18 protein-coding genes are annotated in these 21,974 nt (G+C 71.6%); 11 read left to right on the plus strand and 7 right to left on the minus strand.

Features of this window, described 5'->3' with window-relative positions:
* Positions 1-169: 169 nt before the first annotated feature.
* Complete coding sequence (locus AB0N63_RS35440; protein ID WP_365536018.1) at positions 170-1,216, minus strand: hypothetical protein; 1,047 nt, start codon at positions 1,214-1,216, stop codon at positions 170-172.
* 282 nt (positions 1,217-1,498) lie between these two features.
* A complete protein-coding gene (gene pepN, locus AB0N63_RS35445; RefSeq protein WP_365536020.1) occupies positions 1,499-4,081 on the minus strand; it encodes an aminopeptidase N in 2,583 nt (860 codons plus the stop codon).
* Between the two features lie 168 nt (positions 4,082-4,249).
* Between pepN and AB0N63_RS35450 the strand changes: the two genes are divergently transcribed.
* Complete coding sequence (locus AB0N63_RS35450) at positions 4,250-4,921, plus strand: DsbA family protein (RefSeq protein WP_365536023.1); 672 nt, start codon at positions 4,250-4,252, stop codon at positions 4,919-4,921.
* A 367-nt stretch (positions 4,922-5,288) separates the two neighbouring features.
* Here AB0N63_RS35450 and AB0N63_RS35455 read toward each other — a convergent pair whose 3' ends face one another.
* On the minus strand, positions 5,289-6,692 hold the full coding sequence (locus AB0N63_RS35455; protein WP_365536025.1) for an amino acid permease: 1,404 nt from the start codon (positions 6,690-6,692) through the stop codon (positions 5,289-5,291).
* A 690-nt stretch (positions 6,693-7,382) separates the two neighbouring features.
* Here AB0N63_RS35455 and AB0N63_RS35460 point away from each other — a divergent pair.
* Positions 7,383-7,964 (plus strand): biotin transporter BioY, encoded by a 582-nt coding sequence (locus tag AB0N63_RS35460; RefSeq protein WP_365536027.1) that lies wholly within the window; start codon positions 7,383-7,385, stop codon positions 7,962-7,964.
* Between the two features lie 88 nt (positions 7,965-8,052).
* Here AB0N63_RS35460 and AB0N63_RS35465 read toward each other — a convergent pair whose 3' ends face one another.
* Positions 8,053-9,531 (minus strand): amino acid permease, encoded by a 1,479-nt coding sequence (locus AB0N63_RS35465; RefSeq protein WP_365536029.1) that lies wholly within the window; start codon positions 9,529-9,531, stop codon positions 8,053-8,055.
* 215 nt (positions 9,532-9,746) lie between these two features.
* Between AB0N63_RS35465 and AB0N63_RS35470 the strand changes: the two genes are divergently transcribed.
* Positions 9,747-10,232: a ribose-5-phosphate isomerase gene (locus AB0N63_RS35470; RefSeq protein ID WP_169439335.1), complete on the plus strand. Its 486-nt coding sequence runs from the start codon at positions 9,747-9,749 to the stop codon at positions 10,230-10,232.
* A gap of 563 nt (positions 10,233-10,795) precedes the next feature.
* Entirely contained in the window at positions 10,796-11,605 is an 810-nt protein-coding gene (locus AB0N63_RS35475; protein WP_365536032.1) for a DNA-formamidopyrimidine glycosylase family protein, read from the plus strand.
* Positions 11,606-11,702: 97 nt separating this feature from the next.
* On the opposite strand, the gene AB0N63_RS35480 is transcribed toward AB0N63_RS35475, so the two are convergent.
* Positions 11,703-12,941, minus strand: a complete 1,239-nt coding sequence (locus AB0N63_RS35480; RefSeq protein ID WP_365536034.1) for a GNAT family N-acetyltransferase — start codon at positions 12,939-12,941, stop codon at positions 11,703-11,705.
* A gap of 163 nt (positions 12,942-13,104) precedes the next feature.
* Between AB0N63_RS35480 and AB0N63_RS35485 the strand changes: the two genes are divergently transcribed.
* A complete protein-coding gene (locus tag AB0N63_RS35485) occupies positions 13,105-14,283 on the plus strand; it encodes a PP2C family protein-serine/threonine phosphatase (protein ID WP_365536035.1) in 1,179 nt (392 codons plus the stop codon).
* Positions 14,284-14,383: 100 nt separating this feature from the next.
* Here the strand turns inward: AB0N63_RS35485 and AB0N63_RS35490 are convergent, their stop codons facing one another.
* A complete protein-coding gene (locus AB0N63_RS35490; protein ID WP_365536037.1) occupies positions 14,384-15,592 on the minus strand; it encodes an acyltransferase family protein in 1,209 nt (402 codons plus the stop codon).
* A gap of 486 nt (positions 15,593-16,078) precedes the next feature.
* Between AB0N63_RS35490 and AB0N63_RS35495 the strand changes: the two genes are divergently transcribed.
* The 3 genes from AB0N63_RS35495 to AB0N63_RS35505 all read left to right on the plus strand — a co-directional run bounded on the left by AB0N63_RS35495 (position 16,079) and on the right by AB0N63_RS35505 (position 18,910).
* Positions 16,079-16,273, plus strand: a complete 195-nt coding sequence (locus tag AB0N63_RS35495; protein WP_009188610.1) for a hypothetical protein — start codon at positions 16,079-16,081, stop codon at positions 16,271-16,273.
* Positions 16,274-16,372: 99 nt separating this feature from the next.
* Entirely contained in the window at positions 16,373-16,945 is a 573-nt protein-coding gene (locus tag AB0N63_RS35500; RefSeq protein ID WP_365536039.1) for a GNAT family N-acetyltransferase, read from the plus strand.
* 1,395 nt (positions 16,946-18,340) lie between these two features.
* Positions 18,341-18,910: a nuclease-related domain-containing protein gene (locus tag AB0N63_RS35505; RefSeq protein WP_365536041.1), complete on the plus strand. Its 570-nt coding sequence runs from the start codon at positions 18,341-18,343 to the stop codon at positions 18,908-18,910.
* Here AB0N63_RS35505 and AB0N63_RS35510 read toward each other — a convergent pair whose 3' ends face one another.
* A complete protein-coding gene (locus AB0N63_RS35510) occupies positions 18,911-19,669 on the minus strand; it encodes a GntR family transcriptional regulator (RefSeq protein ID WP_365536043.1) in 759 nt (252 codons plus the stop codon).
* 189 nt (positions 19,670-19,858) lie between these two features.
* Here AB0N63_RS35510 and AB0N63_RS35515 point away from each other — a divergent pair, with 189 nt between their 5' ends.
* The 3 genes from AB0N63_RS35515 to AB0N63_RS35525 all read left to right on the plus strand — a co-directional run.
* Positions 19,859-20,188: a hypothetical protein gene (locus AB0N63_RS35515; RefSeq protein WP_223003610.1), complete on the plus strand. Its 330-nt coding sequence runs from the start codon at positions 19,859-19,861 to the stop codon at positions 20,186-20,188.
* 2 nt (positions 20,189-20,190) lie between these two features.
* Positions 20,191-21,531 carry an FtsK/SpoIIIE domain-containing protein gene (locus AB0N63_RS35520; protein ID WP_365536045.1) on the plus strand — a complete coding sequence of 447 codons (1,341 nt, stop codon included), beginning with the start codon at positions 20,191-20,193 and terminating at the stop codon, positions 21,529-21,531.
* A 200-nt stretch (positions 21,532-21,731) separates the two neighbouring features.
* Positions 21,732-21,974 (plus strand): DUF2637 domain-containing protein (locus AB0N63_RS35525; RefSeq protein WP_365523836.1); only part of this gene is annotated, 243 nt, incomplete at its 3' end.

Consider the following 21,974-nt stretch of genomic DNA (forward strand, 5'->3'; position numbering starts at 1 on the left):
AACGCTCGGCTGGGAAACCCCAGCCGAGCGCCTGCATAAACTGCTCACGGCCTGATCAACACAACCGCGTGTTGCAACGACCGCTAGAAACCGCCGCGTGCCCGGCGGCCCCTCCGCTCCCCTCCCGGACCGGTTCCGCCCCCCCGGCGGCGCCCGGCGTCCCCGGCGGCTACCGGGGCAGTACCACCACGTACACCGCCGGGTCGCGGTCCGCCGCGGCCATCAGGGCGGTGCGGACCACCGTCGCCTGCTGTGCCGGGGCGTCGCGGAGCTTCTTCGGGGTCACGTGGACGACCGTGATGCCCAGCCGCTCCAGCAGTTCGCGCTTGCGGGCGTACTCCGTCCACAGCGCGTCGTCGTTCTGGCGGGGCGCCCGCGTGTCCAGCTCCAGCGCGACCGCCTCGTCGGGCCAGTACGCGTCCAGTCCGCCCAGGTGCGGGCCGCCCGGCAGCCGCAGGTCCACGTTCCACACCGGGTCGGGCAGGCCGTGCTCGGCGACCATCCGGTACAGCCGGTCCTCGGCGATCGAGCGGCTCTCGGCCAGCAGCGAGTCGACCGCGTCCACCACGTGTGGCCGGTTCAGCAGCCGCTGCTGGGACAGTTCGCGGACCACCGCGGCCGGTTCGCAGTGCCCGCCGCGCACCGCCTCCGTCAGCAGCCGCCGCACCACCGCCGCGTCCCGCAGCCCGGCCACCGCGTCCGCCAGGGCGCGCGGCACCGGGGCCACCGGCAGCCCCGTGACCACCTCGGGCGCCGGCAGTTCTGCAGTCCGCCGCACCCGGGCGCAGCCCGCCGACCGCAGCCGGCGCAGCCGCGGCACCAGCACGTCGATCTTCTCCAGCGCCGGCAGGGCGGGTGCGGCGGTGAAGCCGTGCAGGGTGAGCGCGGCGAGGCCGGTGATCATCACATCGGCGGGGACCGGGCGGCGTGGCTGCCGGGCGGTGGGCTGCGCCGGCACCCCGGCCGGCTGCGGCACCGGCCCGCGCGCCGCGTACATGAGGACCGCGTGCAGCCGTTCCTCGCTGGTCGGCGGCCCCGGATGCAGCAGGAACACGCCCGGCAGGAACTGCTGCCAGGGCCCGCCGGCCCGGCACTGATCGGTCGTCTCCGCCGCCGACACGCCGTGGGCGCGCAGTTGAGCGGTGGTCAGCACCCGGCGGTGCGTCTCGGCCAGGTGGCTCAGGGGGCGGGGGGAGAGCGGGGTGTTGTGGTTCATGCCGGGGAACTTCCCGCACCCGCACCATCCGCTAACCGCTGTTACACGTCCGTCGACAAAGCCGGACAAGCCAGCACTAAAGGACGGGTGTTCGGATGCCGAAAACCCCTGGTCGGCATGGGCCGGACCAGGGGTTACGGGGCATCTTGTAACAGTTACTCCACGCCCGACCCTTGGCCAAGGCTCATGCCGTGGCCAAAGACCGAGCCGCAGCCGCAGCCGCCGTAGCCGCACCGCAGCCGCGGCTGAAGGCGGTCGAGGCTCAGCCCGCCGGGCGGCGGCTCACGCCACGCTGACCGCCGCGTCGCACTCCTGCCCCCGCAGCGCCCGCGCCAGATCGTCCCGGGCCTCCAGGACCAGGCGGCGCAGGGCGGGCGGCGCGTCCTCGTGCGCGGCGAGCCAGGCGTCGGCCGCCGCCAGCGTCCCGGGGGAGTCCTGGAGGGCCGGGAACAGCCCCCGCACCACGTCCATCCCGATCTGGATCGACCGCTCCCGCCACACCCGCCCGATCGCCGCGAAGTACTTCTCGGCGTACGGCGCGAGCAGTTCCCGCTGCGAGGGCCGCTCGAAGCCCGCGATCGTCGCCTCCACCAGCGCGTTCGACAGCGCGTCCGACTCCACCACCTGCGCCCACGCCTGCGCCTTCACCGCGGCCGACGGCCGGGCGGCCAGGCACCGCACCTGGTGGCGCTTGCCGGAGGCCGTGTCGTCGCGGGCGAGTTCGGCCGCGAGCACCTTCTCGTCGGCCGCCCCGTAGGTCGCCAGCGGCTCCAGGAACGCCCACCGCAGCTCCTGGTCGACGTCGAGCCCGGCGATCTCCTCCGTGCCCTCCAGCAGACCGCGCAGCAGCTCCAGATCGGCCGGCGCCGACGCCGTCGCGGCGAAGAACCGCGCCCACGCCAGCTGGTGCTCGCTGCCCGGTCCGGCCTGCCGCAGCTCGGCCAGCGCGCCCTGCGCGAGCGCCGTTCCCGCCGCCGCACGCCACTCGGGCGCGACGTAGTGCACGAGCGCCGACTGCGCCCACGCGTGCAGCATCTGGAGCACGCCGATGTCCGTCTCGCGGCCCCCGAACCGGAGCACCAGGTCGACGAACTCCCGCGCCGGCAGCAGCGCGTCCCGGGTCAGGTTCCACAGTGCCGACCAGCACAGGGCGCGGGCCAGCGGATCGGTCAGCGCGCCGAGGTGCTCGCGCAGCGTCGCCAAAGAGGTCTCGTCGAAGCGGATCTTGCAGAAGGTGAGGTCGTCGTCGTTGACCAGCACCAGCTCCGGCGCGTCCTGCCCGGCCAGCTCGGCGACCACCGTGCGGGCGCCGTCCACGTCCACCTCGGCGCGCGCGTACCGCTCCAGCGCGCCGACCTGCGAGCGCCGGTACAGGCCCACCGCGACCCGGTGCGGGCGCAGCTCCGGGTGCGACTCGGCGGCCTCCTGCACCACCGCCAGCTCGTCGATCCGGCCCTCCGCGTCCAGCAGTACCTGCGGGGTCAGCGAGTTGACGCCCGCCGTCTGGAGCCAGGACCGCGCCCACGCGCCCATGTCCCGGCCGCTGGTCTCGCCCAGCACCGCCAGCAGGTCGCCCAGGCGCGTGTTGCCGTAGGCGTGCCGCTTGAAGTAGCGGCGCGCGCCCTCCAGGAACGCGTCCTGGCCGACGTACGCCACCAGCTGCTTGAGGACGCTGGCGCCCTTGGCGTAGGTGATGCCGTCGAAGTTCAGCTTGGCGTCCTGGAGGTCGCGGATGTCCGCGGTGATCGGGTGCGTGGAGGGCAGCTGGTCGGCCCGGTACGCCCACGCCTTGCGGCGGTTGGCGAAGGTGATCCAGGCGTCCTGGAAGCGGGTCGCCCCGACGTTGGCGAAGGTGCCCATGAAGTCCGCGAAGGACTCCTTCAGCCACAGGTCGTCCCACCACACCATGGTGACCAGGTCGCCGAACCACATGTGCGCCATCTCGTGCAGGATGACGTTGGCCCGCGCCTCGTAGGACGCCTGCGTCACCTTGCCGCGGAAGATGTACTCCTCGCGGAAGGTCACCAGGCCCGGGTTCTCCATCGCGCCGAGGTTGTACTCCGGCACGAACGCCTGGTCGTACTTGCCGAACGGGTACGGGTAGTCGAAGTGCTCGTGGAAGAAGTCCAGGCCCTGCTTGGTGATCAGGAAGACGTCGTCGGCGTCGAAGTGCCGGGCCAGCCCCTTGCGGCACAGCGCGCCGAGCGGGATCTCCAGCCGCGTCCCGTCCGGCAGCTCGCGCGCGTAGGTGTCGGTGACGTAGTGGTACGGCCCCGCCACCACACACGTGATGTACGTCGAGATCGGCTTCGTCTCCGCGAACCGCCACACCCCGTCGTGCTGCTCCCCGGCGCCGTTGCTCCACACCGTCCAGCCCTCCGGCGCCCGCACCTCGAAGCGGAACGGGGCCTTGAGGTCGGGCTGCTCGAAGTTGGCGAAGACCCGGCGGGAGTCGGCCGGCTCGTACTGGGTGTAGAGGTAGACCTCGCCGTCCTCCGGGTCGACGAAGCGGTGCATGCCCTCGCCGGTGCGCGAGTAGGCGCACTGCGCGTCCACGACCAGCTCGTTGTCGGCGGCCAGGTCCTCCAGCAGGATGCGGGAGCCGTCGAACACCTCTCCCGGGTCCAGGTCCCGGCCGTTGAGCGAGACGGCGGTGACGCTCGGCGCGACCAGGTCCGCGAAGCTGTTCGCCCCGGGCTCGTTGCAGCGGAAGCGGATCGTGGTGACGGAACGGAAGGTGCGCGGTCCGTCGCCCTCCGGCCCGCCGACCGCCGAGCGGACGTCGAGGGACACCTCGTACCCGTCGACGGACAGCAGAGCGGCCCGCTCCCGGGCCTCTTCGCGGGTCAGATTCTCACCGGGCACGGACGGCACTCCCTCGTGTCTTGATCAGCATGCGGACAGCACCGATCCTGCCATGCGGCCCTGACGGGCGGCATCAGGGAATGCCCTGGGAGACGATCGGGTTGCCCCGTTGAAAGCGCGACGAAGCCACGACCCGATACCGGGAAGACCCGTATTCCGAGGAGAGCCATGTCCGAGAACGTCTCCGCCGCCACCGCCGCCGGGAAGACGCCCGTCGACTTCTGGTTCGACCCGCTGTGCCCGTGGGCCTGGATGACCTCCCGGTGGGTGCTGGAGGTCGAGAAGGTGCGGAACATCGAGGTGCGCTGGCACATCATGAGCCTGGCGGTGCTCAACGAGCCCAAGCTCGACACCCTGCCCGAGGAGTACCGGGAACTGCTGACCACCAAGGCGTGGGCGCCGGTCCGCGTGGTCACCGCGGCCTGGCAGAAGCACGGCGACGACGTCCTCGGCCCCCTGTACACCGCGCTCGGCACCCGCTTCCACAACCGGGGCGAGGGCCCCACCCGCGAGGCGATCGCCGGCGCGCTGGCGGAGGCGGGCCTGCCCGCCGACCTGATCGACTACGCCGACCAGGAGGACTTCGAGTTCGACGCCGAGCTGCGCGCCTCCCACAAGGAGGGCATCGACAAGGTCGGCCAGGAGGTCGGCACCCCGGTCATCGCGCTGCCCGGCGCCGACGGCGAGCAGATCGCCTTCTTCGGCCCGGTCGTCACCCCGGCCCCCAAGGGCGAGGAGGCGGCCCGCCTGTGGGACGGCACGATCGCGGTCGCCTCGGTCCCCGGCTTCTACGAGATCAAGCGCACCCGCACGGCCGGCCCGGACTTCAGCAACCTGTAGGCCCCGGCGCCGCCCCCTACGGGAAGACCCCCGCGAGTCACGTCCTCGCGGGGGTCTCCTTCTTTCCGCCCGCCCGCGTGAAGGGTGAGAAGACGATCACGAGGCGGGACGTCATGAGGGGTGCGCGCCGGGCCGCGCCGGCGGGCACGGACACGGCACCACGTTATTGCACATAGGTTGCAACTACAAGCTCTCAACAAGAGGACGGGTGCGGGCAAGGGCGCCGCACCCCGAAAGCGCCCGGCAAGCCATCGCCCCCCGGAAGCCGCCGAACCCCGGAATGCCGCCGAACCCCGGACAGTCCCCGTGCATGCCGGAAGGCCCCCGCGTGCGTCACGCGGGGGCCTTCCGGCGGTTGCCGGACACGTCAGCCGCGGGCGCGTCCGCGCTGCCGGGCGTACCCGATCGCCGCCAGGACCAGCGTCATCGCACCCGTCGAGTACAGCTGCACCCGCGTGTCGCCCTCCCGGGCCATCAGCACGAAGACCGCCGCCATCCCGGCCAGGGCCACCCAGGTGAGCCACGGGAACGCCCACATCCGCACCACGAGCTTCTCCGGCGCCTCCCGCTCCAGCCGGCGCCGCAGCCTCAGCTGGGAGACGGCGATGAAGATCCACACGACCAGGATCACCGCGCCGATCATGTTCAGCAGCCAGGGGAAGACATCGTCGGGCCGCCAGTAGCTCAGCAGCACGCACCCGAACCCGAACAGGCACGACACCAGCACCGCCGCCCGCGGCACCCCGCCGGAGACCTTCGCCAGCGCCCGCGGCCCCTGACCGCGCTGCACCAGCGAGTAGGCGATGCGCGAGGAGCCGTAGATGTTGGCGTTCATCGCGCTCAGCAGCGCGACCAGGACCACCACGTTCATCAGCTGACCGGCGCCCGGGATGCCGAGCCGGTCCAGGGCGGCCACGTAGGGGCCCTTCTCGACGACGGCGGGGGAGTTCCACGGGACCAGGGTGACGATGACCGCCATGGAGCCGATGTAGAACAGCGCAATGCGCCACATGGCGGTGCGCACCGCGCTCGCCACGCCCTTGACCGGGTCCTCGGACTCGGCCGCCGCGATGGTGACCGTCTCCAGGCCGCCGTAGGCGAAGACCGAGGCGAGCAGGCCGACGATCAGCCCCTGGCCGCCGTGCGGCAGGAAGTCGGAGAGGTTCGAGGCGCCCGGCGAGTCGGTGCCGGGCAGCACCCCGGCCACCGCGAGGACGCCGAGCACCAGGAACAGGGTGATCGCGCCGACCTTCAGGGCCGCGAACCAGAACTCGAACTCGCCGAAGTTCTTCACCGCGGCCAGGTTCGCGCCGCAGAACACCACCATGAACAGCGCCACCCACAACCAGTCCGGGGTGCCCGGCAGCCAGCCCGTGACGATCTGCGCGGCGCCCATGCCCTCCAGGCCGACCGCCGTGCACAGCAGCACCCAGAACGACCAGCCGGCGGTGAAACCGGCCCACGGCCCGAACGCGCGCTCGGCGTGCGCGGAGAAGGAGCCCGAGGACGGGTGGGCGGCCGACATCTCGCCCAGCATCCGCATCACCAGCATCACGAGGAAGCCGGACAGGGCGTAGGCGATGACGATGGAGGGGCCGGCGGCGGCGATGCCCGCGCCGGAGCCGACGAACAGCCCGGCGCCGATCACCCCGCCGAGGGCGATCATCGACAGATGGCGCTGCTTGAGGCCGTGGCCGAGGGAGGCGCCGCCCGTCTCGGGCGGCGCCTGGGTGGCTGAGCCGGTGGTGGTGCGGCTGGGGCTGCTTGGCATGGGCGCGCTCGTCCGGGGTGTGGGGGTGGGGCAGGAGTGCCCACAGTGTGGGCAGCCCGTCCGCTCACGGGGACGGGCTGCCCATTATCCGGACGTGCCCTGCGCGCAGGGTGGCGGGGCGGCTACGGCGCGAGCGCGGTGGCGACGCTCGCGCCGTGCCAGGCGAACGGGGAGGTCAGGACGGGGGGTGGGTGGGCGCCGCGGTACGGGCATGGGGTTGTCCCGGGGACGGGGCCGACGCTGCGCCTGCGAGGAGGCAGGGGCGCGCGGAGCCCGCCCCTACCGGGGGCGGCGACAGGTGGCCGTGCCCTGGCGTCGCAGATCGACATGGCGACGCGACGAGAAGTACCGGGCCTGGGCAACCATGCGTTCGAAGCCGGCAAACGGTCCCCGCGGTGCCCAGACGGCGACCGACGGACGAGACGGGCCGCCGCTCTCGCGCGGTCCCTGACCGGCCCTCACGGACGGCTTTGGCGGGACCCTACAGAAGGGACGGACGAGGCACACGTCGTCTCGGACACTCCACCTCCGTGACCGGCGTCACTCCGGGCGGGGTGTAACCGGCTCCCTTTGTACGGAGCCGACCAACGCCCCGCGCGGGCCTTTGTCGAGCGTTGACGGTGATCCGTCACGGTGTGCTGGGATAGCGTCACGGTGTTCCCCGACTGTCCCTCACCCCGCGGAGTCCCCATGAGCACCGCCGCCGTCCCCGCCCGCACCGGGCAGGTCCTCGCCGACCTGCTGCCCGCCTCCCGTGTCCGGGACGTCGCTCTCGTGCTCGGCGGCGCCGCGCTCACCGGGATCGCCGCGCAGATCGCCGTCCCCGTGCCGGGGTCCCCGGTCCCGGTGACCGGACAGACCTTCGCCGCCCTGCTGGTGGGCACCTCGCTCGGCGCCGGCCGCGGCCTGCTCTCCCTGGTCCTGTACGCGGTCGCCGGCGTCGCGGGCGTGCCGTGGTTCGCGGAGGGCGGCTCGGGCGCGGGCGCCCCGTCCTTCGGCTACGTCCTCGGCATGCTGCTCGCCGCCACCGTCGTGGGCGCGCTGGCCCGCCGCGGCGCGGACCGCGACGTCTGGCGCACGGCCGGCACCATGATCCTCGGCGAGGCGGTCATCTACGCCGTCGGCGTGCCCTACCTGGCCCTGTCCACCGGCATGTCCGCGTCCGCCGCGATCGCCGCGGGCCTCACCCCGTTCCTGATCGGCGACGCCCTGAAGGCCGCGCTGGCGATGGGCGCGCTGCCCACGGCCTGGAAGCTGGCCGGCAAGCGCTGAGCGATCACCGGACGAAGCAGTGGAGGGAGCCCCCGGCCGGGGGCTCCCTCCACTGCTTCGTCCGCCTGTTCGGTACGGACCGCCGGCGTCAGCCGGCCGAGATCTCCCCGGCCCCGGTGCTCACGGCCTCGGCGGCCGCCGCCCGGCGGTCGCGGTCGAGCTTCTGCTTGACGAAGGCGATCGCCAGCACCACCGCCGCCACCAGCAGCGACAGCATCACGGTCTCGCGCCCGTCGTGCTCGGTGTCGGTCAGCATGTACCCGAGGACGAAGACGATCACCGCGGCCGCCGCCCAGGTCAGGTACGGGTACAGCCACATCTTCACGACCAGCTTCTCGGGCGCCTCGCGCTGGATGATCCGCCGCATCCGCAGCTGCGAGAAGCAGATCACCAGCCACACGAACAGGGCGACGGCGCCGGAGGAGTTGACCAGGAAGAGGAAGACGGTGTCCGGGAACTTGTAGTTGAAGAACACGGCCACGAAGCCGAAGGCCACCGACACGAGGATCGCGGTCCTCGGCACACCGCGCCCGGTGGTGCGCGCGAACGCCTTGGGCGCGTCACCGCGCTCGCCGAGCGAGAACGCCATGCGGGAGGCGGTGTAGAGACCGGAGTTGAGACAGGACAGCACCGAGGTCAGCACGATGAAGTTCATGATCTGACCGGTGTGCGCGACGCCGAGCGAGTCCAGGGCGGCGACGTAGGAGCCCTTGTCGGTGACCGACTTGTCGTCCCAGGGGATCAGGGAGACGACGACGAGGATCGAACCGAGGTAGAAGACGCCGATACGCCAGATGATGCTGTTGGTCGACTTGGTGACCGCGCGCTGCGGGTCCTCGGACTCGCCGGCCGCGAGGGTGGCGATCTCGCTGCCCATGAAGGAGAAGACGACGAGCAGCACACCGGTGAGGATGGAGCCGGGCCCGTGCGGCAGGAACCCGCCGTGGTCCGTCAGGTTGCTGAAGGACGCCTGGTCGGTGTGGACGCCGGGCAGCACGCCGAAGATGGCGAGCAGGCCGACGACGATGAACGCGCCGATCGCCACGACCTTGATCCCGGCGAACCAGAACTCGAACTCGCCGTAGGAACCGACGGAGATCAGGTTGGTGGCGGTCAGCACCAGCATCACGATGAGGGCCCAGCCCCACTGCGGGACGCCGGGGACCCAGTCGGAGAGGATCTTGGCGCCGGCGGTGGCCTCCACCGCGAGCACGACGACCCAGAAGAACCAGTAGAGCCAGCCGATGGAGAAGCCGGCCCAGTTGCCGAGCGCGCGGTCGGCGTGCGCGGAGAAGGAGCCCGAGGTCGGGTTGGCGGCGGACATCTCGCCGAGCATGCGCATCACGAGGACGACGAGCGTGCCGACGAGGGCGTACGAGAGCAGGATGCCGGGGCCGGCGGTGGCGATGCCTGTGGCGGAGCCGACGAAAAGGCCGGCGCCTATGACGCCGCCGATGGCGATCATCGAAAGGTGGCGGTTCTTGAGTCCGGCCTGAAGTCCCGAGCCGGGTCCATCGGGGCTCGGCTGGCCGTTTCCAGCCTTCGGCAGGGTCGACTGCGAGGTCATGGACGGTTATTCCTTACGCCGGTGAGCGAGTTCCCGTACGAGCGGTGTACGAGTCGGTCCAGTGAATCCGAGGCCAAGGAATTCGTGAACCTTCGAAACGTAATTGTTACTTGAGGTTTCCTTGAGGTCTGTAGCTTCGCTCACATTCTCGTGAGGAGTGTGCTATATCACCACCCGAGGCGTCTGCCCCCGACCCGGCGTGACACACTCGGAGCATGCGCGTGTATCTCGGCTCCGACCATGCGGGCTTCGAACTCAAGAACCACCTCGTCGAGTGGCTCAAGGCGGCGGGACACGAGCCCGTCGACTGCGGGCCGCACATCTACGACGCCCAGGACGACTACCCGCCCTTCTGCCTCCGCGCCGCCGAGCGCACGGCCGGCGACCCGGACTCCCTCGGCATCGTGATCGGCGGCTCGGGCAACGGCGAGCAGATCGCCGCGAACAAGGTCAAGGGCGTCCGCGCGGCCCTCGCCTGGAGCGAGGAGACGGCGGCCCTCGGCCGCCAGCACAACAACGCGAACGTCGTCGCCGTGGGCGCGCGCATGCACAGCCAGGAGGAGGCGACGAAGTTCGTCGAGACCTTCCTCGCCACCCCGTTCTCGGGCGACGAGCGCCACATCCGCCGCATCGACATGCTCACGTCCTACGAAACGACGGGCGACCTCCCCCCGATCCCGCCCCACCACCCCCAGCAGTAGCCCTCCGGGCCCCGCCGACGGGCAACGGACGCCCCTCGCGGGGGCGCTCCCTCGGCGCCCCCCGGAACCGCGCCCTGTCCGGGCATCCCCGGGACCGCCGCCTTCGGGGCGCCCCCTGGTATCGCCTCTTCTCGGGGCACCTCCGGGACCGCCGCCTTCCGGCGGGTCTCCGGGGCGCCTCTCGGCGCGCCACCGGGACACCCCTCGGGGGTGCGGGAGCCCTCTGCCGGGGCGCGTCTTTTCGGAGCGCCCCGCGCCCCCTGGCCAGGGGCGGAAGGCGGGGCCCCGCCGGGGCACGCACCTCGTAGCCCGGTGGCCGACGCGGCTGCCCCTCGCGGGAGCGTCCTTTCGGAGCGCTCTCGCGTCACCTCCCCGGGGGTGCAGGGGGCGCAGCCCCCGCCGGAGTCCCGGACGGAGCCCCCGAACGCTCGTCTTCCCACTCACCGAGTCGGGCGGGTGGGCAGGAGAGAGGGGGCCGGGGCCCAGCCCCGGGAGCGGCGCCTCCGCACGCCGTCGAGTCGGGCGGGTGGGCGGACAACCACGGCAGAAAAGGACACCGCACCGTGCCAGAAGGGCACACCATCCACCGCCTCGCCCAGGACTACGCCGCCCGCTTCCAGGGCAGACGCCCCACCGTCACCAGCCCCCAGGGCAAGTTCTCCGACGCCGCCGCCCTCCTCACCGGGGGCGAACTCACCCGCACCGAGGCCCATGGCAAGCACCTCTTCCTCCGCTTCCGGGAAGCGGACTGGGTCCACATCCACCTCGGCCTCTTCGGCAAGGTCACCTTCGGCGACGCCCCCGCGCCCCCGCCCACGGACACGGTCCGCCTCCGCCTCGCCGACACCACCGCGTACGTCGACCTCCGCGGCCCCACCACCTGCGCCCTGATCACCGCCACCGAGAAGCAGGCGATACACGACCGTCTCGGCCCCGACCCCCTGCGCCCCGACGCGGACCCGGCCACCGCCTACGCCCGCGTCCGCCGCAGCCGTACGACGATCGCCGCCCTGCTGATGGACCAGAAGGTCATCGCGGGCGTCGGCAACGTCTACCGCGCCGAGGTCCTCTTCCGGCACGGCATCGACCCGTACCGCCCCGGCCGGGACATCACCCCCGCCGAGTGGCAGGCGATGTGGGCCGACCTCGTCGCGCTCATGCGCGACGGAGTCCGCGCCAACCGCATCGACACCGTCCGCCCCGAGCACACCCCCGAGGCGATGGGCCGCCCGCCCCGCGTGGACGACCACGGCGGCGAGGTGTACGTCTACCGCCGCACCGCCCTGCCCTGCCACATCTGCGGCACCGAGGTCCGCACCGCCGACCTCGCCGCCCGCAACCTCTTCTGGTGCCCCACCTGCCAGCGAACCTGACCCAGGCCCACCACCCCGCACGACACCGCCCCCGCCGCCCCCTGCGGCACCGCACCCCGGCTCCCGCAGGGCGACACCCCCAGAACCCGTGCGGCGGCTAGAACCCGTGCGGCAGCCAGGGCGCCACCGCGGACCCGAACCCCACCGCCGCCTCCGCGAGCGCCCCGCGCCGCACCTCCCGCACCCGCCCGGCCGCCGCCAGCCCCGCCAGCGGCACCCCGCCGAGATACGCCGCCCCCAGCTCCCGTACCGAGAGCACCAGCTCCGCGCGATCGGACGTCCGCTCGCACACCGCCCCCTTCGCGTCCCCGCTCAGCCGCCACCGCCCGGCGTTCCAGGGGCAGAAGGCGTCCTCGACCTCCAGCACCACGTCCACCGGCGCCTGGTAGGTCCGCGCGGCCAGCGCCGCCCCGACGTCCACCAGCCGTACGTACAACGCGTCCCGTACCCGGGGCCGGCACCGCCGGATGTCGGAGACCAGGTACTGCCAGGCGTCGTCCACCGGCCGCGCCGCCACCTTCAGCGTGGTCATCAGGTCGATGCCGAACAGGAACCGCCACAGCGCCGCGTCGGTCGCCGGGTCGAGCGCGGCCAGATCGTCCAGCGTCACCGTCCCGTCGTGCCCGCCGGGTCCCCAGCCGAGCTTGGTCCGGTAGCGGGCGTACCCCGTGACCTCGCCGTCCCGTTCGGCCACGACGCACTGCGACGGCGACGCGCCGTCCCGCTCGCTCTCCGGGTCGAGCAGCACCTGCCGCTCCCAGCCCGGCTGCCGGGCCAGCATCCCCGGCCGGGCCGGCACCAGGCGCGCGTACACCGCCTCGCAGGCGTCGAGCACCTCGGCGGGCGCCGCGTACCGCAGCCGTACGCCGTCGGCGCCGGGCGGGACCGACAGCCCCACCCGGGTCGTGTCGATCTCGGCGTCGAGCTGGAAGGTCGCCGCGCCGTACCCGAACCGGCCGTAGATGGCGGGCTCGGATGCGGTCAGCAGCGCCAGCGGCTCCCCCCAGGACCGTACGTCGTCCAACTGCCGCCGCATCAGCGACGTCAGCACCCCGCGCCGCCGGTGCGTGGCGGCCACGCCGACCATCGTGACGCCGGCCGCCGGCACCGGGGAGCCGCCGGGCACGGTCAGCCGGAAGCCGAACGCCCCCGCCGACCCCACGCACGCGTCCCCGTCCCAGACGCCGAGGGAGCGGCCGAACTCGGTGAGGGAGCGGTCCAGCTCCCGCTCCTCCGGCGCCACCGTCCCGCCGAACGCGCGGACCAGGTGGTCGTACCAGGTGTCCCACTCGTCCTGTCGCAGCACCCTCGTCACGGGCGCGGGTTCAGTAGCCATGCGCCCATGCGTACCAGGGCCGCACAGGGCGGGCGAACGAATTTCGTCCCGCCCGCAGCGCCCCGCCGTTCCATGCAGTTCACTGTGAAGTCCGGCCCCGGACGGGGGATAAGTCGGACCTCCCGTGCCAAGCGGCGGGTCCGCTGGATAGGGTCCCGAACTAATGGCAGCAGGACGACAGCGGCGCGCGGAAGCCGAGACGTTCACGGCCCGGTTGAAGATGCAGTGGCACCGGGCCCGCGTCGGCGTGCGCAGATCCGCCGTCGACTACTTCCGCGGCGACGGCTCGGACTGGATCGCCTTCGCCGGTCTGCTGGTGACGGTGCCGCTGATCGCGGCGCTGACCCTCGTCGACTCCGTGTGGTTCTCGCCGGTCGCGCTGGTCCTGCCCATCGTCGCCGGCGGACTGCTGCTGCGCCCGGCCAGCCTGCTCGGCCTGTACGCGGCGGCGGCCACGGCGCTGATCGTGGAGTCGGTGCGGCTCGGCCCGTACACCGAGGGCCCCTCCCGGGTCACCCCCGGCGTGGTGCTGGTGGTCGCCGCCTGCGGCTTCTTCGGGCTGCTGATCGCCCAGTTCCGCAGCCGGGTCGGCGTGCCCTGGCGCCGTGGCGGCACCATGCTGTTCGACCTGCGCGAACGCATCCGGGTGCAGAGCAAGCTGCCGCAGCTGCCCAGCGGCTGGCACCACGAGATGGCGCTGCGCCCGGCCGGCGGCCAGTCCTTCTCCGGCGACTTCGTGGTCGCGGCCCGCACCAACGGCGGCCGCACCCTGGAGGTCGTCCTCACCGACGTGTCCGGCAAGGGCATGGACGCCGGCTCGCGGGCGCTGCTGCTGTCCGGGGCGTTCGGCGGACTGCTCGGCAGCCTGCCCCCGCACGCCTTCCTGCCCGCCGCCAACGGCTATCTGCTGCGCCAGGACTGGGAGGAGGGCTTCGCGACCTCCATCCACCTGGTCCTGGACCTGGACTCCGGCGACTACGAGCTGTACTCCGCGGGCCATCCGCCGGGCCTCCAGCTCAGTGCGGGCACCGGCCGCTGGGAGGAGAAGGCCGCAGAGGGCCCGCTCCTCGGGGTCTACGACGGCGCGCAGTTCGACTCGGTCAAGGGCTCGCTGCGGCCGGGCGACGTGCTGATGCTGTTCACCGACGGTCTGGTGGAGACGTCCGAGCGGGACATCGCCGAGGGCATCGACCGCCTCACCGGCGAGGCCGACCGCTATGTCGCCGGCGGCTTCCACGGGGCGGCCTGGCATCTGATCGAGGCCGTGGCCAAGGACGTCAACGACGACCGGGCCCTGCTGCTGATCTGCCGCGAGGGCCCGACAGCCACCGCGCCCCACTGACCGGACGCGCACCCGGCGCACCGAGCGGGGTGCCCGCGCCCGGTCCACTGCGCGAGGCGCCCCCGCTGCGGCGGACCGAGGCCACCGGACCTCCCTCGTCTCAGCGAGCCGAAGCCGCCACCGGGACCGGCGCAGCCCCGGTGGCGGCGCCGCCGAGTCGCTCGCCGCGCCCACGTTCGCCGGCCGCCCGGGCGACGGGCTCGCGGCGGAAGGCCCACTCCATCCGCGGCTCCATGACACTCCGGAACACCCGCCGTACGGGCCCGGTGCACAGCAGGGTCATCCCGGCCGCCGCGACGCCGGTCAGGAACAGCGCGCCGGGCGTCCCGTGCAGCCAGGCCGCGTCGAGCCAGCCCGCGTACAGGGCGGCCTTGATCAGGAAGCCGTGCAGCAGATAGCCGCACAGCGTGCCCGTGCCGAGCGCGGTGAACCAGGTCCGCCGGCCCGGCACCCAGGCGAAGAAGCAGGCGGTGAGCACCACCGCGCCGGCGAACATCACCAGCACCATGACCGGCCCGGCCCACCAGGGCGCGCCCAGATCCTGCGCGGCGCCGTTGCGGTAGACCCACGCCGAGGTCACCCGCGGCTCCGTCCACCACGCGAGGACGAGGGACAGCGCGAACACCGGCACCGCCGCGATCCGCACCGAGCGGCGGCGCACCAGCCGGAAGTGCTCGGGCCGCAGGCACATCCCCAGCACGAAGCACGGCAGGAACTGCAGGACGCGCTGCAACTCCAGGACGGAGCCCATCCCCGGCGTGAGGGAGGCGAGCGCGGCGAGGCCGAGGGCGACCGGCAGTGGATGCCGCACCAGCCGCCACAGGGGCGCGGTCAGCCGCCAGACGAACAGGGCGCACAGGAACCAGGTGAGGTACCAGGGGGTGAGCAGACTGATGGCGTGGTCGCCGGAGTGACCGACATGAATACGAAAGAGTGAATACGCGGTCTCGAAGATGACGTACGGCACGGCGACTTGGGTGATCAGCCGCTTGAGCCGGTCAGGACGCGCGTCGAAATCACGGGAGAAGAAGCCGGAGATGATGATGAACGCCGGCATGTGAAAGACGTACACGACGTCGTACGCCGCCGACAGCCCGCGGTTGCCGTTCTCGATCGCCGCCCAGGAATGGCCGATGGCCACGAGCACGATCGCCAGGTACTTGGCATTGTCGAAGAACGGGTCGCGCCGTTTTCCGGGGCCGCCACCGCTTTCGCGGGGTCTGTGCGGTGCGGGCGTTCCGGGGGCCGATGGCCGCACCGGGGGGAGGGGTGTTCTGTTCTGGCCGGGGGACGAGACAGCGTGGAACATCTGAGGCACCCTAGCGCCGCCCGGCGGGGCGCCCCGGAACACCGTCCCCCGATCCCCGCCCGGCACCGCGTACACCCCGTATTCGGCACGGGAATTGTGACGGTCGGGTGAGGACGGGCACATCACGACCGGCGTCCGTGCACAACGTCAGCGCCCTCGATGTCCGGATTCATCACGACGAGTTGCGCCATCCCGCCGGCTCGCGATCGCCTATGCGAAATCGCTGCGAACGTATTGTGCGGACCTCGAAACGAAAGGCGGCGGACCGCCGCCCGGGCGTGGTGCGCACGTACCGACGGATTCCCGTAGGGACACCCCGGCACAGGTGCGGGCGGGCCGGGACGGATGCGGTCCGGGACGTGAACCGGCGCCGATGATGCGTCAGCGCCCGCATAAGTGGGCCGGGTTGGTGGCACCATGGTTCCAGCGGGGGCGCGGGGCCGGCCCCCGGGCGGGAGTGCGTACCGACCGAGGGTGTGATCAGTTGTGGCCATTTCGCTGTCCGTGGTGCTGCTGTTGGCGATCATCCTGGTGGTGTTGCTCCGAGGAGGCTCCATCAAGGCCGGCCCGGCGATCGTCGCCGTCCTCTTCGGCTTCTTCCTGGCCTCCACCGGCATGGCCCCGTCGATCAACCGCTTCATGAACTCGATAGCGGACACGATCAACCAGATCAGGTTCTGACCCACCCGCGCCCGTCCCCCGCGGCTTCCCGGCGGGGCCGGCCCGTCCGGCGGGGCTGCACAGTGGCCCGGGCGAGTCACGCCCGGCAGGATCGGCGTCATGGACTTCCGACATGCCGTCGCCGCCGACGCCCGGGCCGCGACCGACCTCTTCGCGGCCAACCACCACGACGCGCTCACGCCACAGGAGCGCGCGGAACAGGGTTTCGTGCAGGGCGGGCTCGACATCGACGCGGTGCGCTCGATGGCCGAGGAGGGAAGCCTGCTCGTAGCGGACGACGGCGGGCGCCTGGCGGGCCTGCTCGGCCTGGCCGCCCCGGAGAAGATCCCCAGCCCGCCCCCGCCGGTCCGGGCCCTGCTGGACGCCCAGGACTCCCTGGAGTGGCGGGGCCGCCCCCTGGGCTCCGTCCCCTTCCTGCTCTACGGGCCCGTGGTCGTCGCCGCCGGCTGTCGGGGGAGGGGAGTGGCCCGGGGACTGTTCGAGGCGGCGCACCGGGCCGCCTCGGGCCGGGCCGAGGTGATGGTCGCCTTCATCGAACTGACCAACCAGACGTCCTGGCGCGTCCACGTGGACGGCTTCGGCATGATCCCGCTCGGGGAGTTCACCCTCGGCGACCGCGCCTACGGAGTCGTCGGGGCGCCCGTCCGCCCGGCGACGTCGCCCGCCGCCTGAGCACCGCCCCCACCCGGACTCGGAAAGCACTCAGGGCCGGGCCGGAGAAACACCTCTCCGGCCCGGCCCTGAGTCATGCAGAGCGGGCGACGGGAATCGAACCCGCGTAGCCAGTTTGGAAGATCGCGTACGCGGGTGGCGTCTGACTTGCGAAGTCACTGACCTGCATCGTTGTGTGGCATTGTCCGTGACTCCCCCCTGGTCACTGCGACGTCCCCGCGTATCGGGCACGTCAAGGGCACGTCACAGAAGCCTGACGAGCAGAGGGGTGCTGGCGGTGACGAGAGCGGCTACGGCAGTGATCAAGGCGGCTATGTTGGTGGGGGTTCGCCACTCGTTGCGGTTGTGTCGGCCGCCATAACTCCTGTAGCTTCGCCTCATACGAGCATGGCTATGCAATGCTTGTAGGGATACGGTGGGCTCTTGTTGGGACTCTTCCTGCAAGGTGACCTCCGTCTTCACGAACATCGGTTGACCCGTACGGCGGACGTTGTAGGAGACAGACGTCGAACGGGTCTTCGGTGTGCAGTTGCGCAACCTTAGCAGGCACGCCCCGGCAACTGCGGTCGCTTCACTGACGCTTGACACTGCCTGCTTGCTGGTCTGCTCGAAGACGGTAGCAGCGAGGTGCCTTGACCTATGTCTGGTCAAGTTGAGAGCCGTCTACATCCAGCAACGAAGCGCTTGGTCTAAAGCGCGGTGTTCGTTAGGCGTACGTCTGGGTTGCTGGGCGTTGGTAGGCACCTGTGCGCACCTGTCTTCAGGCAAGTTGGCCGGAATGAGTCCCTGGGATGGATGGTGGCCGAGGGTGCACGACCGCAACCCACCACTCTCCCCAGCTCCCATCCCGTCCGCCGTCGACCCACACACCGTGGAGCGGGCGTGGTTCAGGGGCGTCAAGGTGGAGCGCGCCACTGTACGAACGACCTTGACGCCCCTGGGCCGCGTCTGCTCGGCTCTGCCTGGGTCGACGGTGGACGGGATGGGAGCACCCCGCGCACGCCCCAACGTGCCCGCGGTCGGCGACGGCGCCCCCTCCATCCCGGTGCCGGCCGATCCCCCGCCGGAGGCATTGTCTTGACCGTCAGGTGAGCGATGTGCGGTTGCTCGTCTCATGGCCGCCGGCCCTATCCACATGTGGGCGCGCGTCGGCGTAGCCCGCGCGGAGCGGGCCGAAGGCAGGAGCGGCGCGCGGAGCGGAGCCGGGAAGCGCGCCCGGCGGAGCGGAGCGCAGCCGGGGCTTGATGAGGTAGAGAAACCTGTAACAGCTCATGGCCGATACGGGCCTTGGCGCTGCTCACGCCTCCGTGGTGGTCTGGGATCAGAGGGCACGCGCGAGGGGGCAGGGTGCAGCCGTTACCGGATGACTTGGCACGGAACAGGCCGGGCGACGCGGTGCGCCGCAAGATCCGGGAGTTGCAGCCGAACCCGGTGCTGAGACTGATCGACGGTCGGCGCCCCGGTTCGGATCTCCGTCGTTGGACGGATGGGCTCGTCGGTGAACGTCTCACTGGACGGCAGTTGAGCAAGCTTCGCCGCCGTGGCTGGTTCGCGCTCCACGCCATCCAGTGGCCGAGCGGCGCGGACATCGATCACCTTGCCATCGGCCCCGCCGGAGTCTTCTCCATCAACTCCAAGCGGCACCGAGGGAAGACTGTCTGGTACGGCGACACTGCCGTCACGGTGAACGGCTCCCCGACCCGCCACATCGCGGTCAGTCACTCCGAAGCCCGGCGGATCTCGCGGGCCTTGTCCGCCCGTTGTGGGGTCGAGGTTCCCGTCCGCCCCGTGATCTCCGTCGTGCACGCGGCAAAGCTCACGGTCAAGGGCGCGAACCCGCCGGTGCTCGTTCTGGCGGTCGAACGTCTCGGCTGGGTCCTGTCGGGGCTGTCGCCTACGCTCCCGCCTGACCAGGTCGCGCACATCTACAGCGTGGCGCGGGATGCCCGGACCTGGATCGGCTGATCAGGCGTCGAAGTCATACTCCAGCACGTAGGCGGCGGAGTCGAGAGTCATCTCGTTCACCTCGACCGGGCGCCCCTCGTCGGCGAACGCCGTGCGGCAAATCATGATCACGGGCGTACCCATGGAGAGCTGGAGGCGGCTTGCCTCCTCCTGCGACGGCATCCGGGACCGGATCTCCTCGCGGAAGTGCACAGGCTTGTAGCCAAGCTCGGCCAGCCGTGCGTACGTCCCGCCGGGGCCGGTGTCCTCCTGGGTGATTGCCGAACCCGCAACCAGATCCGCCGGCAGGTAGGACGTGGACAGCAGGACGGGCTTGTCGTCCAAGACGAAGCGGCGACTGCGTACGCACACTGCGGCATCGGCCTCGATGTCGAGGACCTGACTGATCCGTTCGGGTGATGCCGCCTCGTAGACCTGCACCTGGTCGACCACCAAGGTGCGGTCCTCGATGTCCGCCGACCAGATGGACCGTCCCGAACCCCACTGATCGCGGGACAACCGCTGAATGCCTCGCCGCCTGAGCGGCTTGAAGGCGCGGACGAACACGCCGGCGCCCTTGCGGGACTCGGCAAGACCCTCGTTCTGGAGCACGCCGAGCGCCTGCCGGGCAGTCATGCGGGCCACCTCGTACGTGGCCATGAGGTCGTTCTCTCCTGGTAGCCGATCACCGGGGCCGTACTCGCCGGCCTGGATCGCTTCCCTCAGCTCCTCCGCGATCCGCTGGTACTTCGGCTGGCGTCCGCTGCCCTGGGTGGCCATGTGATCCCTCCTCTCTTCTCTAGACACCTTTATCGATTATGTCGGCCGACACAACTCACAGCTCGCCCCGGTAGCCAAGCCGAAACATCTCTAGAGACGTGTTGACATCTCTAGAGATGCGCTGTTCCATGGAGTCATCTCTAGAGAGGTTGCTCGCAAGGGAGCGACCTCAGGGACGAGGGGACAGCTATGCCGTCTTTCAAGATCGACCTTTCGACCGCTGTGGTGTTCGTGGCGACCGCGCCGACGCCGAAGCTGGCCAACGCGAAGACGGGTGAGCGGGCGATGGACCGGGAGACCGGTGCGCCGCTGTCGACGGTGGGCCTGCTGATCTCGGACGAGGGGGAGGGCAACCTCTACCAGGTCACCATCCCGGAGACGGGCTTCCCGGAGGGTCTGGCGCCGGGCATGCCGGTGAAGGTCGTGGGGCTGAAGGCGCGGGACTGGGAGAACGAGTTCAACGGGCAGAAGCGGCACGGCATCGCGTTCCGCGCGGTCGCGATCACTGCGGCGGCCTGACCATGAGTGACCTGTCCATGGTGCTGGAGACCACGGGAGCCCTCGCGGGGGCCGGCGGTCTCGGGGTCGCGAAGGTCCGCGCGCCGCGCGTGTACTGGTCGCTGGTCGGCCTGCCGATCGCCTGGGGCCGGTTCACGATCAGCTACCGCTCCACGATGGACGTGTGCGGGCTGACCGTGCAGCCCTCCCGTCTGCGGGCGTTCCTGACTCGGAACGTGGCCCGGCGTGAGGTGCTGCCGGTCCCGCCGAAGATCCGCCGGGTGCAGGGCACCTCGACGGGGCTGCGGGTGACGCTGCGGCTTCCCGCCGGCCTGGAACCGGCCGACCTGATGGCGGCCTCGGAGCGGCTGCGGCACGCCTGGGGCGTCCACGCGGTGACCATCGCCGAGACTAAGCCCGGCTACGTTCAGCTCCGCATGACTGGCTATGACGTGCTGCGCCGCGTCCGGATGCCCCGCACGGCACGTCCGGAGGGTCTGGCTGTTCCGGTGGCGCTGCGTGAGGACGGGACCGCGTTCGTCCGCGACTACCGCAAGGTGCCCATGGCGCTGACGCTGGGCGCGAACAACTCGGGCAAGTCCGTCTACCAGCGCAACCTGATCAAGGGCCTGGCCACGCTGCCGGTGGCGCTGGTCGGGATCGACTGCAAGCGCGGCGTGGAGCAGTCCGCCTACGCGCCCCGCCTGTCGGCCCTGGTCACCACCCCCGACGAAGCCGCCGCCCTGCTGGACGTGCTGGTCTCCGAGATGGGCGAGCGGTTCGACCTGCTGAGCGCGCACGGTGTCTCGGACATGTGGGACCTGCCCGAAGAGTTACGGCCGGTGCCGGTGGTCGTCCTGGTGGACGAGGTGGCGGAACTGTTCCTAATCTCCTCCAAGAAGGACGAGGAACGCCGGGAGCGGATCGTCACCGCGTTGATCCGGCTCGCGCAGATGGCCCGCGCGGTCGGGATCTACCTGGAGGTGTGCGGGCAGCGCTTCGGCTCCGAGCTGGGCAGGGGCGCGACCATGCTCCGCGCGCAGCTCACCGGCCGGGTGGTGCACCGGGTCAACGACAAGCAGACCGCCGAGATGGGGCTCGCCGATGTGGCCCCGGACGCGGTGATGGCGGCCGGTCTGATCCCGGCGGAGCGTCCCGGAACGGCGGTCGCCGCCGACTCCTCCGGAGGCTGGGCGAAGATCCGCACCCCGCACACCTCCCGCGCTGAGGCAGCGGCGCTCTGCCGCCGGTACGCCCACCTCGTTCCCGACCTTCCCGCGCTCGCCCCGTTCCGCCCGCTCGTGCCCGCGGACGCGCCGGCTGCCGGTCCGTCGCTGGTCAAGCCGCTGCCGGTCACGGACTGAGAGGGGGGACACGTCATGGCTCCGCGTAAGAAAGCCACGCCGAAGCCGGTGCCCTGCCCGGACTGCGACGGCAAGGGCGAGACCAGCGAAACCGTCCGCGTCGGTGCCCGGAAGGGTCGCGCCACCGATGACCGGCAAGCCGCCCTGTGCCTGGCCTGTCTGGGTACCGGCGAAGCATCTGCGGACGGGGCGTGATCGCCGTGAACCGCTCGATCCGCCTTGATGCCGTCCTGATCCAAGCCGTGATTGCCGGGGCGTTGTCCTTCGCCCACCTCCACGATCTGGCGGCGGCGGCCGGGCAGTCCGGATGGAAGGCGTGGGCCTACCCGGTCTCGGTCGACCTGCTGCTGGTCGCCGCCTGGCGTCGGCTCCGCGCCGGCCGGGACCGCTCCTCCTGGACCTGGTTCACCATCGCCCTCACGGCCTCACTCGGCGCGAACGTC

The organism is Streptomyces sp. NPDC093260, from assembly GCF_040683715.1.
In the GTDB taxonomy this organism is placed as follows: domain Bacteria; phylum Actinomycetota; class Actinomycetes; order Streptomycetales; family Streptomycetaceae; genus Streptomyces; species Streptomyces sennicomposti.

Coding starts and splice junctions, on each gene's coding strand:
- AB0N63_RS35515 (WP_223003610.1), top strand. CDS start 19,859: ATGCCGTCTTTCAAGATCGACCTTTCGACCGCTGTGGTGTTCGTGGCG.
- AB0N63_RS35520 (WP_365536045.1), top strand. CDS start 20,191: ATGAGTGACCTGTCCATGGTGCTGGAGACCACGGGAGCCCTCGCGGGG.
- AB0N63_RS35450 (WP_365536023.1), top strand. CDS start 4,250: ATGTCCGAGAACGTCTCCGCCGCCACCGCCGCCGGGAAGACGCCCGTC.
- AB0N63_RS35510 (WP_365536043.1), bottom strand. CDS start 19,669: ATGGCCACCCAGGGCAGCGGACGCCAGCCGAAGTACCAGCGGATCGCG.
- AB0N63_RS35485 (WP_365536035.1), top strand. CDS start 13,105: ATGGCAGCAGGACGACAGCGGCGCGCGGAAGCCGAGACGTTCACGGCC.
- AB0N63_RS35480 (WP_365536034.1), bottom strand. CDS start 12,941: ATGGCTACTGAACCCGCGCCCGTGACGAGGGTGCTGCGACAGGACGAG.
- AB0N63_RS35440 (WP_365536018.1), bottom strand. CDS start 1,216: ATGAACCACAACACCCCGCTCTCCCCCCGCCCCCTGAGCCACCTGGCC.
- AB0N63_RS35490 (WP_365536037.1), bottom strand. CDS start 15,592: ATGTTCCACGCTGTCTCGTCCCCCGGCCAGAACAGAACACCCCTCCCC.
- AB0N63_RS35470 (WP_169439335.1), top strand. CDS start 9,747: ATGCGCGTGTATCTCGGCTCCGACCATGCGGGCTTCGAACTCAAGAAC.
- AB0N63_RS35460 (WP_365536027.1), top strand. CDS start 7,383: ATGAGCACCGCCGCCGTCCCCGCCCGCACCGGGCAGGTCCTCGCCGAC.
- AB0N63_RS35500 (WP_365536039.1), top strand. CDS start 16,373: ATGGACTTCCGACATGCCGTCGCCGCCGACGCCCGGGCCGCGACCGAC.
- AB0N63_RS35465 (WP_365536029.1), bottom strand. CDS start 9,531: ATGACCTCGCAGTCGACCCTGCCGAAGGCTGGAAACGGCCAGCCGAGC.
- AB0N63_RS35455 (WP_365536025.1), bottom strand. CDS start 6,692: ATGCCAAGCAGCCCCAGCCGCACCACCACCGGCTCAGCCACCCAGGCG.